Source organism: Blautia sp. AF14-40, assembly GCF_003479665.1.
GTDB classification, from domain to species: Bacteria; Bacillota; Clostridia; order Lachnospirales; family Lachnospiraceae; genus Fusicatenibacter; species Fusicatenibacter saccharivorans.
In genome coordinates this window covers 12,898-27,045 of record NZ_QUHK01000023.1, presented here as the reverse complement: position 1 = coordinate 27,045, position 14,148 = coordinate 12,898, and the positions used below count along the sequence as shown (strand labels likewise).

Sequence of the window (14,148 nt, the reverse complement as noted above, 5' to 3'; positions counted from 1 at the left end):
CCCCATCCACCGTCTTTGTTATACTCCCATTATACTTCTTCCGCTTTCATTTTCCCATAAAAAAGCGGAAGACTTACTGATTTTTTCACTCTCAGTAAATCCTCCGTTTTCAATTTTAACCAGATTTTAATGACTCTTTATTCCGCTGATTCTGACGTGCTGTCTGAAGAACTGTCATCTTCCGTCTTTGCCGCAAGCAGTTTCCCGTAATTTTCCAGCATGGTCTTCACGTTATTTTTATTCACAAGAGACGGCACTCCGTCCTCATCTACCGTGTAATAGAAGCTCGAATCATACGGGCTGTAAGCAAATGTCAGGTCGCCGTCTGTCATATGGAAGACTGCGGTAAACTCGGCATCCTTGGCCTGCACGAGGCTTTCATCCTTCGTCTGCGCCTTCAGGCCAATGAGCGAAGAATAGAACGTGGTAAACGTTGATTTATCAATCGTTTCATCGCCGCAGATGTAACTGATTTCCTGTGTTGTGGAATCGCTGTCGTCATCCTTTTTCTCTTCCACATGGCGTACATACGTCTTCGTCTCGCCGTTATACGTAATATCAAGGCTCGTCAGATCCGATACATTTTCCATGCCGATATACATGTTCCAGAAATCAGATGCCTTCTTTCCGGTGAAGGTTTCAACATTCGAAGCCGTCATCAGATGAACTTCATTCGAGCCGTCCAGCTTCACGTAATAAGAACCGCCGTCCTCATTTGCATTGCCGACATACAATACCAGATCTTTCTCCACCGTAACGGTTGTCGTTTCGGAAGAAGAGCTCGTTGCAGTGCTGTCGCTTGATGCAGAATCTGTTGTGGAATCCGAAGAAGTATCTGCCGTTGTTGTATCGTCAGCCTCAACCTCCTGCTCTTCCGTGTAATGCACGCGGATCGTTGTCTTTGGCTGATCCAGTCCGTACTGGGAAAGATCCGATGCGTTGTACGTAACAAGATCTCCAAAGCTAAGAGATGTCACTGCACTTGTCATGGTGCCGATCGAATCCGCATCACCGCCATGTGCCGCTCCATCTGCGTCCACAACCTGCCATTCATCCGTCTGAAGTGCCGAATCAGCAGCGCTTACTTCTTTTGTCAGCGTATATCCGTTCTCACCCTCCACCTGCAGCTTTGTAATGTTTTCCGCCGTCACAGATGGCATGGATTCCGTTGTCGCCCACTCCATCATATCGGACGGGAACATCGTTCCAAGCGATGTGCTTACCAGATAAACCTTACTCGTATCATCGTTCAGATAAATATAGTATCTGCTCGAGCTGTTCTTATCTCCGACATGAATCGTCGTTTTCTCGTCTCCCGCAGTCACTACAACCTCCTGAGACGGCGTCTCGAGCCCAAAATCGGCCATAGAATCGATTTCATCGTCTTCAATGACTCTTTCTGCTGTCATGCTGCTAAGAGAGCTTAAAACGCTCGTTATCTTGCTCTCATCCAGGGGGAATCCATCCTCCTGGTCGTATGTCCAGATATCGGTATCATCGTCTCCTGCTGTTTTCGTAAAGGACACCGTCTCTCCGTTGATCTGGAACGAAAGCGCTGTTACATCATCTTTTGAAAAATCAACCACTTTTTCGGCGTCTGCACCAGAATCCGAACTGCCGCTGTCCGCATCGGCGGTGCTGTTTTTCTTCGTCAGCACCACCAATACGGCAAGAAGCAGTACCAAAAGGATCAGGCAGGCCGCCATCTTTCCTTTTTTCTTCATCACTGTTTTCTCCTCTTCATCCAGATCATCACGCCAATCACAACAAGTACCAGCGGAATTCCCGCAATGGTAATAATAGACCAGGTGTTAACTGCTCCCTGTGTAAATACCAGGTTTGTATAGCTTGTGCTCTTGCTTGGAATAACAACGGTCTGCTCCACATCACACATGGAGGTCAGTGCAGTCGCTGCCAGCTTCGAGTTCGCACCGCTGATTGCCTGGTCAATCTGGCTGCTCAGCATCGATGCACTCGAGAAATAAATGATCTGTGTCTCTTTATCATCTACAGTCTCTGTGATGGAAACACCAAGGTCAAATGCGCCCGTCTCACTGTCCGCACTCTTCGACCAGGTGCTGTTCTCCGGGTCATTTTCAATATAAGCGTCCTCGGTGGTCGTCAGAAGGCTCTTGATCGTAATGGTATCACGATAAGAATCGAGCTTCTGAATTGCCTGTGCAACCGGCATCAGAATGTAATTACTCTTTACTTCGGTTGTAATGTCATCACTCTGAATGTTCGGCAGCAGATAATACGGCATCTGCGGATAATAATGCTGGGAATCGGTCTCCACAACAATTCCGCTGGAGCGTTTCACACCGTAATTTTCCAGTATGGAATCCAGATTCGGCATATCCGTTCCGGTATAGCTGGTGAACATCAGAAGCTTTCCGCCGTTTTCCAGGTAGGTAATGACTTTATTTGCCTCATCCTCGGAGAAATCGGTGGTCGGGGACATGATCACAAGCTCCTCGGCATCCTCCGGGATATCGTCTGTCATCAGGGCAAGATCACTGATTTCCACATTGTTTTTGTTAATGGCATCACTGAAGTTCGTAGAAAGATCACTCTCGGAAGCCTCGCCGTGGCCGGTTACCCAGTAAACCTTCGGGTTGTTTTCACTCGTCACATACGTGATGGCGCTGGTAATCTGACCCTCGCCGTCAAAACCGGTTGTCTGTGTCTGATAGGTCTGATAGTTTGTGGAAGTCTCCCACATATCACTGTTGCTGACCACCTTGCTCTTATCGCCGCATACGACAATTACACTGTTTGCAGCTACCGTCTGATCGGTATACTGACTCGTAAATTTCGGATACAGATCCGGGTCTTTTGTCTCTACTTTGATATGGTCAGAAAGCTCATCGTAGTGCTCCAGCAGCTTCTCGATGGTGTCATCCTCACTGCCCTTCTGCACAATATAATACAGGGTAACGTCTTGATCGAGATCCTTTAATGCCGTTTTCGTCTCATCTGTAATGGAGTACATTTTCTGCGTACTCAGGTCAATCTGTGTTTTGCTGGTCGGAATCTGCGCCACAATCAGGTTAATAACCACAATCACAGCCAGAACAATCACCGTCATAATCGAAGAATAAGAGCCCTGTTTCAGATGCTTTTTCTGCTCCTCGCCGGTAAACACTTCCTTCAGATGTTCTTTGGAGAACGTCTTTTTCAGCTTTTCTTTAATATTAAAATTCATTTTATGCTGTTTCTTTTCTTTCTTTTCGCTGCTCATCGTCTCCACCTCCTAATTCCAGCGTTTCTTCTGCAGGGACTGCATTGCAAGGAAAGTGCAGATTGCAATGACGGACAGGTAGTAAACAACACCGCCAATGTCCAGAATACCGTTCACAAAGTTATCCATATGGCCTGCCATGTTGAATACACCGAGCAGATCCTGGATTTTGCCCTCGAGAAGGGTGGATTTTGTGAAGTAAACTGCCGTCAGCGCGCCTTCGCCGATCACGGCAATCACACCTGTAATGATCGGGTTTTTAATCATACTGCCGATCCAGAGGCATACCAGTGCAATGATGATAAAGAAAGCAAAGAAAGAGCTTCCGGCTCCCTCCGGGAAGAAATTTGCAATACCGCTCTCCACGTAGCACAGGAACAGGATCACAAAGCCGACAACGGCTGCGATGACCTGACTCTCGGTGATGGAGGAAACAAACACGCCGACCGAAATATAGGCTGCCCCCAGCAGGAAATAACCAAGGATCGAAGTGTAGGATACGGCGTAGGAAACCGTTCCGTGGGTTCCAAGAAGCAGCGGGTACAGGCACATGATCAGCACCGGAATCACATAAATGGTGAGAAGCGCCAGATATTTTCCAAGGATAATATCGGAAATTTTTACCGGTGCGGTAAGGAGCAGCTGATCCGTCTTATTTTTCTGCTCCTCCGACAGGACACGCATTGTCAGAACCGGTACTGCGATCAGCAGAATAAATGCGGAATTCTGCAGCGCGTATCCGATCTCCGGGTAACCCTGCTGCAGATTGATGGCCGTAAAATACAGGCCGAACAGCGCCAGAGTAAACGCCATAAACAGATATCCGATCATGCTTGTCAGATAGCTTTTTAACTCTTTTTTATAAATCGCCGTCATTGTGCGTCTCCCTCCTCCTGTTTTGTTTCAGCGGCTGATTCCGCTGCATCTGTGCTTTTTTCTTCAGACGTTTCCCCGACAGCCGTTTTGTCTGCTTCTGGTTCACATTCTTTTTCACATTCTTTTTGTTTCAGCTGTTCTTTCTCTGCTTTTTTCAGCTTTCTTGCAGCCTTTCCGGAATCATCGGTCAGCTCCAGGAAGACGTCTTCCAGAGACATCGAGGAGGAAGTCAGCTCGAGGATCGGGCAGTTGGCCTTTGCCAGTGCATAGAACAGCTCCTCGCGGATATCCTTATCCTTTTCCGTGGTAATTTTTACCTTAATCTGCTCCTCATTCGGCGTATTTTCATATTGGATCTCTTTTGCATCGAGCGCATTAAGCGCCGGAACCAGCTGCTTTCTCGTTCCGTGAACGGTACATGTAACCGTGTTTGATCCAAGCATCAGTTTACTTAAGTTTTCCGGGGTGTCGCTCGCAACAAGCTGTCCCTTTGCGATAATCATGACGTAATCGCAGACGGCGCTGACCTCGGAAAGGATATGGGAACTTAAGATAACGGTATGTTTTTTGCCCAGTGATTTAATCAGATCGCGGATCTCAATGATCTGCTTCGGGTCCAGACCTACGGTCGGCTCGTCGAGAATGATGATCGGCGGATAACCGAGCACCGCCTGTGCCAGTCCGACTCTCTGACGGTATCCTTTCGACAGGTTCTTGATCAGACGGTTCTGCATATCGGTGATCTTCACCAGATTCATGACCTCAAGAATCTGTTTCTTTCTCTGATCCTTTGGAATTTTCTTTAATTCCGCCACGAATTTCAGATATTCCAGAACGGTCATGTCCGTGTAGACCGGCGGCAGCTCCGGCAGATAGCCGATGCATTTCTTTGCCTCCTCCGGCTCCTCCAGGATATTGTGGCCGTTGATCAGCACTTCGCCCTCCGTAGATGCCAGATAGCCGGTGATGATGTTCATGGTCGTTGATTTTCCGGCACCGTTTGGGCCAAGGAAACCATAGATCTGGCCTTCTTCTACGGTAAAACTCAGGTTGTTGACAGCTACGTGGTCGCCATAGCGTTTCACCAGATTTTTAACCTCTATCAATGTTCCTTCCTCCTTGTTTCTTAAAGCAGTCCCAGCCCGCCCTTGGGGGTGAAAGAGCCGGAGATGCTCTCATTTTCTAAAGACACTTTATCTTATTCTGAAAATGTGATAATTTGCTGGAAAATTTGTGAAAAAACGGTGAAGCCATGGAGCAGTTTGTTTGTTTTTCGACAAAAAATCAATTTCTTTTGCCATAAGAATCATGTATACTATAACGTATCCACGGACGGACGCTTTTCCATTTTTGTTCCGCCGCGAAACATTACGCCGGACTTTTTCCCGTCCGGGACTGGAGATTTTAGGAGACTCTATGAATAAAAAAGACTATTACTGGGCCAAGTATATGCTGATTTTCGGCTTTTTCTGCATCTGCTTCGGCACTTCCATTTTTCTGAAAACCGAACACGCCCCCGACGAAGCGATGCGGATGCTGATTCCGGAATACATCGTCTCACACCACGCATTGCCGAACGGCATGGAGGAAGCGGTGCGCCACCCGCTGTGGGGCTTTTCCTATGCGCTGTATCCGTATCTGACCGCACTCATCAGCGCGGTATTTATGGGCATTGCAGCGCTGTTCAACGGAAGTGCAGCGGTTCTCTTAACTGCCGCCCGCCTCACCAGCGTCCTTTCCGGCACCGGCACACTGATCGTTGTCTTTCTGATCGGAGAAGAGCTCTTTGAACGCCGCGAATCGGCACTGCTTGGCGGTATTTTCGTCGGATTTCTGCCGCAGTTCGTGTTCCTCTCCTGCTATGTAAACAACGATTCTTTTGCTGTTTTCACGGTCGCACTGATCATCTACTTCTGGATCCGCGGCATGAAAAGCGCATTCTGCAAGAAAGACTGCATCGGCCTTGGAGCAGGCTGCGGACTCTGCGCGCTGTCGTACTACAACGCCTACGCGTACCTGCTCTGCAGCATTCTTCTGTTCTTCGTGCTGATGATACATTTCAGGAAACCGGCAAAGGAGATCTTCGCCAAAGCTCTTCTGGTCTTTGCTATCGCCTTCCTGATCGGCGGCTGGTTCTTCATCCGCAATGCCGTCATCCACGACGGAGACCTGCTCGGCATGCGCACCACAAAGGAATCCGCATCGCTGTACGCCACTGAGGAGTACAAACCGAAAAACCGGCAGACACCGGCATCCGAAGGCTGGAGCTTTAAGCAGACGTATTTACAAACCCCGGAGGGCCGCACTTCCAACTGGCTGTTCTCCACCGTCAGCAGCTTCATCGGTTCCTTCTCCTACATGACCGTCCATCTTCCGATGGTGCTTTACCTGCTGTACGGTGCGCTGATGGCGTTCGGATTCCTGCTGTTTCTGTTTCTTGCCATGATCCCGCACTGGCTCCGCAAAAAGCCGCAGCTTCTCCTCTTTGTGATGCTGCTCCTCGCCTGCCTGATCACGCTGTTCATGGACATGTACAACACGTATTTCAGCGACTACCAGTCGCAGGGCCGCTACCTGATGCCGGCGCTTGTCCCGCTGATGGTCTGGATCGATGACGGCTATTCTTCACTCACTGCAAAACTTCCCGCTGAGTGGAAACGCGCCTCCTGCCATCTGACACTCCTGCCGGGAGCAGTCTGGCTTGTACTGTTTCTCATCAGCTACATCGGAGTTTTGATTCCGGGCTGTTGTGGATAACGAAGAAACAGGTGCTATCTCTTTTTCTCAGATAGCACCTGTTTCTTCGTTACAAGCTTTTAGTTTTTAGATATGTTTCATCCGGTCTTTCCTTTCACTTTCTTTGTTCCATAATTTCATTTTTATCTATTTTTTTGCTGTTAATGGCTGAAACGATTGAATTGTAATTCCTCTATATTCCAGGATACCTTCATCTCCTACTGCAATGAATATGGTGTCTGCATGAAAACTTCTAAGCTTTTTACGCTCTCCATTTTCAAATTCAACCACATACCATTCAATGTTTCCTTTTTGTACTGGTTTCTCAAGAATTTTTACTTTCGATTTTTCCAGTGGCTTGGAATTGTCCTTTGATTTCAAAATAAAGTATCCAATCCAGGAAGCGATTCCTATCACTAAAACAACTATAACAAACGCAAAAATATCTTCATCAGAAAAACTGCTGCCACCGATACGTATATATGTCATTTAATTTTTCTCCTTCTTTTCAAACATTAACCATAAATTATTCTTTAAATTCGCTATAGGGAATCGGATCATCATCAAGCCGGTTTGAGTAATATATCACACTTACATCTTGGGCTTTTCCTTGCAGATACAGAAAAACTGAATCTGATTTCCATACTACTGAGTTGCCGTTTGCCAAATTTCCCACATGAATTATTCCACTTGCTGCACCACTTAAGCTGATATTCTCTGTAGATGTAAAATCAAATAAACTCTCTACAGTACTGCCCTCTGGAACTTGAACCACAATGCTGCCATCTGTAACTTCTTTGGTTCCCGATGTTGACTTACCACATCCAATTAGCATCATCATGCTTAAGACCATTAAAAACAAATACATCTGTTTTTTTCGTGTCATAACACATTCCTCCTGCTTCTATATCTTTGGTTTTGGACTTCGATTTTTTCTTTTTCATCCCCCCTACCTAATACCCCCGTTTTCAGAAAGTGTACTTTTGCAGATCAGAAAATACATTCTATTTCTTTATATATTTTCACTAAAACACATTGTTTTTTTCTTTCTAATATTGTATAATACAACAAAGCAACTTGAATTTTCAGAATTTGCAAAAGTACACATTTACAAATTCTGCTCTCCTGTCATTTGCTTTTCATCTTCCATTTTTCTTATCTTCCCATAAAACGTCCCAACCGGCATGTCACATGCTTTCGCAGCTTCCTTTAACGTTATCTTTTTTTCTCTCCATTCCCTATGAACTTCATCAAAATTATCCGGTACCGACCGCGACGGTCTGCCAAATTTCACTCCTTTTGCTTTTGCAGCTGCAATTCCTTCTGCCTGCCGTTGACGAATATTTTTGCTTTCACTTTCTGCCACAAAAGACAACACCTGTAAAACAATATCGCTCAAAAAGGTTCCCATCAGATCTTTTCCCCTTCGAGTATCGAGCAATGGCATATCAAGGACAACAATATCAACACCTTTTTCTTTTGTCAGCACACGCCATTGTTCCAAAATTTCCTCATAATTTCTTCCCAGTCGATCAATACTTTTTATATACAACAAATCATCTTTCTTTAATTTTCGTATCATTTTACGATATTGCGGACGGTTAAAATCTCTGCCCGACTGCTTATCCAGATAAATATTCTTTTCCAAAACACCAATTCGTTTCAACGATAATAACTGCCGATCTTCATTTTGATCTCGGCTACTTACTCGTATGTAACCATAAATATTCATAGCGTGTTCCCTTCTTTATAAAATTTTGCATCACAGAAAATTTTACATGCTCGACGTGAATCTTGTGATCACAAAATTTCATCAACTTCTCTTTTCAAACACATTATAATAAAGCATCTCTGGGAACACATATTTTTTGTATGATGGTCTATTATGTTCACTTATCTGACCATTATTCTCCCAACGAAAAAGCAAGGCAGCATGCCACAAATTTCTCTGTGGTATGCTGCCTTGCTTTTTTATTCAAAATTTTGCGCGTCTAACTCATCATTGAAGTAACGAGAATGCGACTCTCAGTTTTCAAAATATACTATTCTTTACTGAATCGGCTCCTTCGCCGGTGTTCCCGCTTTTCTCGGGTACTTTTTCGGCGTTGCCTTCCCCTTCTCGATGCAGACAAACGATCTCTCGTCCTCAGTTCCCGTAAGCTGGAAATAAACCGGCTCTTTTGCCTCGCCGCCGAGCACATGAATTGCTTTTTGGGCCGCGGTAAGCTCCTCATTCAATTTGCCCGATTTATACGAGACAAACCGTCCTCCCACCTTCACATATGGCAGACAATATTCCGAAAGGGAGCTTAAATTCGCCACTGCCCGCGACACCACGAGATCAAACTGCTCCCGGTAATCCTTCTGGCGTGCGAAATCCTCGGCTCTTCCGTGAACCGCCGTGATTTTCGAAAGGCCAAGCTGTCCGATCACCTCATTCAGGAATTTCACCCTCTTATTCAGTGAATCCAGCAATACAACTTCCACCTCCGGAAACGCGATTTTCAGCGGGATTCCCGGAAAACCGGCTCCCGTTCCCACGTCGAGAATGCGTCCCGCCTGTTCCACATCACAGACCTTCACCAGCGACAGACTGTCGAGAAAATGCTTCGTAATCACCTGATCGAACTCCGTAATCGCCGTCAGATTCATAAACGAATTCCACTCTACAAGCAGCTCATAATACTGCAGAAACTGCGTCTTCTGCTCCTCGGAAAGTGTGATTCCAAGCTCAAAAAGGCCGCGCTCAAATCCTTCAAGATTGTATTCTTTCATGTTGTTCTCCGTTCTACTCTATTCTTCCAAGTGCCCGCTGCACTTTTTGTTCCTGTCCACGCAGTATCAAAACACTTGCTGTTTCGCTGCATAAGAATGTAATTCAGGCATGCATATCTGTCCTTTATTTATGTCCCAGATACACCAGCAGAACCGAAATATCCGCCGGGGAAACGCCCGAAATACGTGACGCCTGGCCGATGTTGATCGGACGGTACAGGTTCAGCTTCTGTTTCGCCTCGATGCGCAGGCTCTGGATCTCGTCGTAATTGATGTTCTCCGGGATCTTCTTCTCTTCCATCTTCTTAAACTGCTCCACCTGCTTCATCTGGCGCTTAATGTAGCCGTCGTACTTGATGTTGATGTTGACCTGCTCCTGCACATCCTCCGGCAGCTTGGGTCTTTTCGGATCTACTTCCGCCAGCATCTTATAATTCAGCTCCGGTCGGCGGATCAGCTCTGCGAGCGAACTTCCGCCGGAAAGCAGCGTTGATCCATACTCTTCCAGAAGCTCATTGATGTTCGAGCTCGTTCCCACATACGTATTCTCCACGCGCTCAATCTCTTCCTGAATCCGCTGTTCTTTTACTTTCAGTGCCTCATACTGCTCCTCGCTGATCAGACCCACGCGGTAGCCGTATTTGCGCAGACGCAGATCCGCGTTGTCCTGACGGAGCAGCAGACGGTATTCCGCGCGGCTCGTCATCATACGGTACGGCTCATGGTTCTCTTTCGTCACAAGGTCGTCGATCAGAACGCCGATATACGACTCCGAACGGTCGAGCACCAGTTCTTCTTTTCCCTGTACGCGGAGCGCTGCGTTGATACCCGCGATCAGACCCTGTGCCGCAGCCTCTTCATATCCCGAACTACCGTTAAACTGGCCGCCGGAAAACAGATTTTTGATCGCCTTGAACTCGAGGGACGGCAGAAGCTGTCTCGGGTTGATGCAGTCGTACTCGATCGCATACGCATTCCGCACGATTTTTGCATGCTCCAGACCCGGCACGGTGTGATACATCGCAATCTGCACATCCTCCGGCAGCGAGCTTGACATGCCGCCGACGTACATCTCGTTCGTGTATCGTCCCTCCGGCTCCAGGAACACCTGATGGCGGTTTTTATCGGCAAATTTTACAACTTTATCTTCAATGGATGGACAGTACCGCGGGCCTGTTCCCTCGATCATGCCGGAATACAGCGGCGACCGGTCGAGGTTTTCGCGGATAATTTTGTGCGTTTCTTCATTCGTATACGTCAGCCAGCAGGATTCCTGATCGATCTGTACGCTCTCCGGATCGGTCGAGAATGAGAACGGCACAACGCGCTCATCGCCAAACTGCTCTTCCATTTTCGAAAAGTCAATGCTCCGCTTGTCAATACGCGCCGGTGTTCCTGTTTTAAAACGCACCATCTCCACGCCGTTCGCTTTCAGGGAATCCGTCAGATGCGTCGCCGCCTGCAGGCCGTTCGGGCCGGTATACGTGCTCACATCGCCGTAAATGCACCGTGCATTCAGATAAACGCCGGTACAGAGGACGGCAGCCTTACAGTGGTAAACCGCGCCGGAAACGGCCTTTACACCCGTCAGAACACCGTCTTCCACGATCAGCTCCGCAATCTCCATCTGGCGGATCGTCAGATGATCGGTATTTTCAAGAACCTCGCGCATCGACTGGCTGTACGCCCGCTTATCCGCCTGCGCACGCAGCGAATGCACCGCCGGTCCCTTCGATTGATTCAGCATTTTCGACTGTATGAACGTTTTGTCAATATTTTTGCCCATCTCGCCGCCGAGCGCGTCGATTTCTTTTACGAGGTGTCCCTTCGACGTGCCTCCGATGTTCGGGTTGCACGGCATCATGGCGATGCTGTCGACACTTACCGTAAATACAACCGTTTCCAGCCCCATCCGCGCTGCCGCAAGTGCTGCCTCGCATCCCGCATGGCCTGCGCCGATGACGGCAATATCAATTGTTTCTTCTAAAACTGCCATTTTTCTTTTATCCTCTTTCTCTATCTACAGCTTTGGATTCTGTCTTAAGCTTTTTCTACTCTGTCAAAATCCGGCTGTCGTTCCTTGTAACTCTATTCCGGCAGATCTTCGTAATCTGCATTTGCTGCCTTTATTTACCTGTACAGAATTTGCTGAAAATCTCATTCACGAGGTCTTCTCCCACCGCTTCACCGATGATCGAACCCAGCTCCTCATACGCATTCATAAGATCAATGGAAAAGAAATCCTCCGGCATACCCATTTCGATGCTTTCTGCCGTCAGTTCCAGACTCTTTTTTGCTGCAAGAAGCGCCTGCTTGTGGCGCGCATTCGTGATGTAAACCTCATCGTTGAACGAAATTTCGCCCTGGAAAAACATCTTTTTCATCTGTTCCTCCAGCTCTTCCATACCCGTCTCTTCCCGCGCGGAAATGCTGATGACCGGAGCGCCTGTCTTTTGCTCCATCTCCTCTTTTTCGATCACCGCAGTCAGATCTGATTTATTCAGCAGCACAATCGCCTTGCGCCCTTTCAGGATTTCCATGATTTTTGCATCATTTTCATCGAGCGGCACTGACGCATCCACCACATAGAGAATCAGATCCGCGTCCTTTGCATGCTCCAAAGCACGGTCCACACCGATTTTCTCGACCGTATCCGCCGTTTTTCGGATCCCCGCTGTATCCAGAATCCGAAGGGAAATGCCCTTTAAGACCAGATTTTCCTCGAGCACATCGCGCGTCGTTCCGGCGATATCCGTTACAATCGCCTTTTCCTCTCCGGCCAGCAGATTCAAAAGCGACGATTTTCCGGCATTCGGCTTTCCAAGAATAACTGTCTTGATGCCCTCCTGGATCATCTTACCCTCATCCGCAGATGCCAGGAGCTTTTCAACCTGCTTTTTCTGCTCCGCAACAACCACGGCCAGCCGCTCCGGGTATCCGTCCAGACTGATGTGCTCCGGGTCATCAAGCGCCGACTCAATAAATGCGATCTCGTAAATCAGCTTCTTGCGGATTGCCCGGATCGCCTTTTTCACCGTTCCGCGCAGCTGGCTCTCGGAGCTTTTTAAGGCATACGCACTCTTTGCCGAGATGACATCCATAACCGCCTCGGCCTGCGTCAGATCCATTCTTCCGTTCAGAAACGCCCGTTTCGTAAACTCACCCGGATCTGCCGCCCGCGCACCGGCATTTAAGACTGCCTCGAGCACTTTTTTCACCGCCAGCACCCCGCCGTGACAGTCGATCTCGACGGTATTCTCACCCGTATATGTTTTCGGCCCTTTCATCACCATGACAAGGACCTCATCAATCACTTCCTCCCCTTCGGTAATCCATCCATAATGAATCGTATGGGATTTGACCGCGGAAAGCTTTTTTCCTTCTTTTTTTGCACGGAATACGCGGTCCGCCACTTCGAATGCATCGTTTCCGCTGATTCTTACAATACCAATTCCCGCCGGCGCCATCGCTGTGGACACTGCGGCAATTGTATCATCCAAATGAAATCCTGCCATTGTTTCCAGTCCTTTCTAAAACCTCTCTTTTTGGGGATCCCAGTATTCAGATCCACATTTTTTCTTTCCTCTCGCATGGCTCTGAATAGTTCCATTTTAGCAGAAAACCAGAAAAGACGGTACCCCGTATTTTACACAGGTACCGTCTTTTTGCATATTTTTTACGCTTTCTTATCGTTTCGGCGCTACAACAACGTGGCGATATGGCTCGCTGCCCTCGCTGTAGGTCTCCACAAATTTATTTCCCTGCAGTGCAGAGTGGATGATTCTTCTCTCGTAAGGATTCATTGGCTCCAGAGAAACCGGTCTTCTGGTCTTTTTCACTTTGTAAGCGATGTTTCTTGCCAGGTTTTCCAGTGTTTCTTTTCTGCGCTTGCGGTAATTTTCCGTATCAAGTTTGACACGAACGTAATCCTTCTGCTCTTTATTGACTACAAGGCTGGTCAGATACTGAAGGGAATCCAGCGTCTGTCCTCTTTTTCCGATCAGGATGCCCATATCCTCACCGGCAAAATCAACTTCAAGAGAACCATTCTCGGCATTGTACTCCATCTGGATCTCAACCGGGAGCTCCATGGCTTTGAACACGCCGCTTAAGAACTCAAGTGCCGTTGCCTTGATCTGGGCGATTTCCTCGTCTGTTCTCTGAACTACTTCACGCTCTTCTCTTGGCTCGGAGCGTCTTGCAGTTTCTGCCTGACGCGGAGCAGATTTTCTTTCCGTTTCTTTCTTTACAGCTTCTTTTTTCGGCGCTTCTTTTACCGGTGCAGGAGCTGCCTCTTTTTTCTCTGGTTTCTGGGGTGTTTCCGGTTCTTTTTCCGGTGCGGCTTTTACAGCGGCACGGATCACAGCCGGTTTACTTCCGATTCCAAAGAATCCGGAACTGCCTTCGCTGATGACCTGGATCTCCAGTTTATCGCTGGCAGCCTGAAGCTCGATGCAGGCTTTTGTAATGGCGTCGTCCACGGTTTTTGCGGATACTTCGATAAACTCCATAAAGATTTA

Annotated in this window: 12 protein-coding genes; 1 reads left to right on the top strand and 11 read right to left on the bottom strand. The window is 47.7% G+C overall.

The window, feature by feature from the left end:
* Nucleotides 1-137 precede the first annotated feature (137 nt).
* The 4 genes from DWW13_RS14240 to DWW13_RS14225 are packed head-to-tail and all read right to left on the bottom strand — an operon-like array spanning nt 138 to nt 5,223.
* Nucleotides 138-1,724 (bottom strand): DUF4340 domain-containing protein, encoded by a 1,587-nt coding sequence (locus DWW13_RS14240; protein WP_118720406.1) that lies wholly within the window; start codon nt 1,722-1,724, stop codon nt 138-140.
* Nucleotides 1,724-3,241: a GldG family protein gene (locus tag DWW13_RS14235; protein WP_022462024.1), complete on the bottom strand. Its 1,518-nt coding sequence runs from the start codon at nt 3,239-3,241 to the stop codon at nt 1,724-1,726. The genes DWW13_RS14240 and DWW13_RS14235 overlap by 1 nt, the downstream gene beginning before the upstream one ends.
* Nucleotides 3,242-3,253: 12 nt before the next feature.
* The gene (locus DWW13_RS14230; RefSeq protein ID WP_022462025.1) at nt 3,254-4,117 is read right to left on the bottom strand and encodes an ABC transporter permease subunit; all 864 of its coding nucleotides are present in this window, start codon (nt 4,115-4,117) and stop codon (nt 3,254-3,256) included.
* Nucleotides 4,114-5,223: an ABC transporter ATP-binding protein gene (locus DWW13_RS14225; RefSeq protein ID WP_022462026.1), complete on the bottom strand. Its 1,110-nt coding sequence runs from the start codon at nt 5,221-5,223 to the stop codon at nt 4,114-4,116. The genes DWW13_RS14230 and DWW13_RS14225 overlap by 4 nt, the downstream gene beginning before the upstream one ends.
* A 310-nt stretch (nt 5,224-5,533) precedes the next feature.
* On the opposite strand from DWW13_RS14225, the gene DWW13_RS14220 reads away from it, so the two are divergent.
* Entirely contained in the window at nt 5,534-6,874 is a 1,341-nt protein-coding gene (locus DWW13_RS14220) for an ArnT family glycosyltransferase (RefSeq protein WP_158579773.1), read from the top strand.
* A 126-nt stretch (nt 6,875-7,000) separates the two neighbouring features.
* Here DWW13_RS14220 and DWW13_RS14215 read toward each other — a convergent pair whose 3' ends face one another.
* The 7 genes from DWW13_RS14215 to jag all read right to left on the bottom strand — a co-directional run bounded on the left by DWW13_RS14215 (nt 7,001) and on the right by jag (nt 14,139).
* Complete coding sequence (locus tag DWW13_RS14215; protein ID WP_118720402.1) at nt 7,001-7,342, bottom strand: hypothetical protein; 342 nt, start codon at nt 7,340-7,342, stop codon at nt 7,001-7,003.
* A 37-nt stretch (nt 7,343-7,379) separates the two neighbouring features.
* Nucleotides 7,380-7,739 (bottom strand): hypothetical protein, encoded by a 360-nt coding sequence (locus DWW13_RS14210; protein WP_117805248.1) that lies wholly within the window; start codon nt 7,737-7,739, stop codon nt 7,380-7,382.
* 222 nt (nt 7,740-7,961) lie between these two features.
* The gene (locus DWW13_RS14205) at nt 7,962-8,585 is read right to left on the bottom strand and encodes a recombinase family protein (RefSeq protein ID WP_117805249.1); all 624 of its coding nucleotides are present in this window, start codon (nt 8,583-8,585) and stop codon (nt 7,962-7,964) included.
* Nucleotides 8,586-8,902: 317 nt separating this feature from the next.
* The gene (gene rsmG / locus DWW13_RS14200) at nt 8,903-9,628 is read right to left on the bottom strand and encodes a 16S rRNA (guanine(527)-N(7))-methyltransferase RsmG (protein ID WP_118720400.1); all 726 of its coding nucleotides are present in this window, start codon (nt 9,626-9,628) and stop codon (nt 8,903-8,905) included.
* Between the two features lie 124 nt (nt 9,629-9,752).
* Complete coding sequence (gene mnmG, locus DWW13_RS14195) at nt 9,753-11,624, bottom strand: tRNA uridine-5-carboxymethylaminomethyl(34) synthesis enzyme MnmG (protein WP_055225961.1); 1,872 nt, start codon at nt 11,622-11,624, stop codon at nt 9,753-9,755.
* Between the two features lie 130 nt (nt 11,625-11,754).
* Complete coding sequence (mnmE, locus tag DWW13_RS14190; protein WP_199674858.1) at nt 11,755-13,143, bottom strand: tRNA uridine-5-carboxymethylaminomethyl(34) synthesis GTPase MnmE; 1,389 nt, start codon at nt 13,141-13,143, stop codon at nt 11,755-11,757.
* A gap of 171 nt (nt 13,144-13,314) precedes the next feature.
* A complete protein-coding gene (gene jag / locus DWW13_RS14185; protein WP_118697736.1) occupies nt 13,315-14,139 on the bottom strand; it encodes an RNA-binding cell elongation regulator Jag/EloR in 825 nt (274 codons plus the stop codon).
* Between the last annotated feature and the right edge of the window lie 9 nt (nt 14,140-14,148).

Excerpts from the sequence above, each read along its gene's own strand:
- DWW13_RS14235 (WP_022462024.1), bottom strand. The coding sequence starts at position 3,241 with ATGAGCAGCGAAAAGAAAGAAAAGAAACAGCATAAAATGAATTTTAAT.
- mnmE (WP_199674858.1), bottom strand. The coding sequence starts at position 13,143 with ATGGCAGGATTTCATTTGGATGATACAATTGCCGCAGTGTCCACAGCG.
- DWW13_RS14220 (WP_158579773.1), top strand. The coding sequence starts at position 5,534 with ATGAATAAAAAAGACTATTACTGGGCCAAGTATATGCTGATTTTCGGC.
- mnmG (WP_055225961.1), bottom strand. The coding sequence starts at position 11,624 with ATGGCAGTTTTAGAAGAAACAATTGATATTGCCGTCATCGGCGCAGGC.
- rsmG (WP_118720400.1), bottom strand. The coding sequence starts at position 9,628 with ATGAAAGAATACAATCTTGAAGGATTTGAGCGCGGCCTTTTTGAGCTT.
- DWW13_RS14230 (WP_022462025.1), bottom strand. The coding sequence starts at position 4,117 with ATGACGGCGATTTATAAAAAAGAGTTAAAAAGCTATCTGACAAGCATG.
- DWW13_RS14215 (WP_118720402.1), bottom strand. The coding sequence starts at position 7,342 with ATGACATATATACGTATCGGTGGCAGCAGTTTTTCTGATGAAGATATT.
- DWW13_RS14210 (WP_117805248.1), bottom strand. The coding sequence starts at position 7,739 with ATGACACGAAAAAAACAGATGTATTTGTTTTTAATGGTCTTAAGCATG.
- jag (WP_118697736.1), bottom strand. The coding sequence starts at position 14,139 with ATGGAGTTTATCGAAGTATCCGCAAAAACCGTGGACGACGCCATTACA.
- DWW13_RS14205 (WP_117805249.1), bottom strand. The coding sequence starts at position 8,585 with ATGAATATTTATGGTTACATACGAGTAAGTAGCCGAGATCAAAATGAA.
- DWW13_RS14240 (WP_118720406.1), bottom strand. The coding sequence starts at position 1,724 with ATGAAGAAAAAAGGAAAGATGGCGGCCTGCCTGATCCTTTTGGTACTG.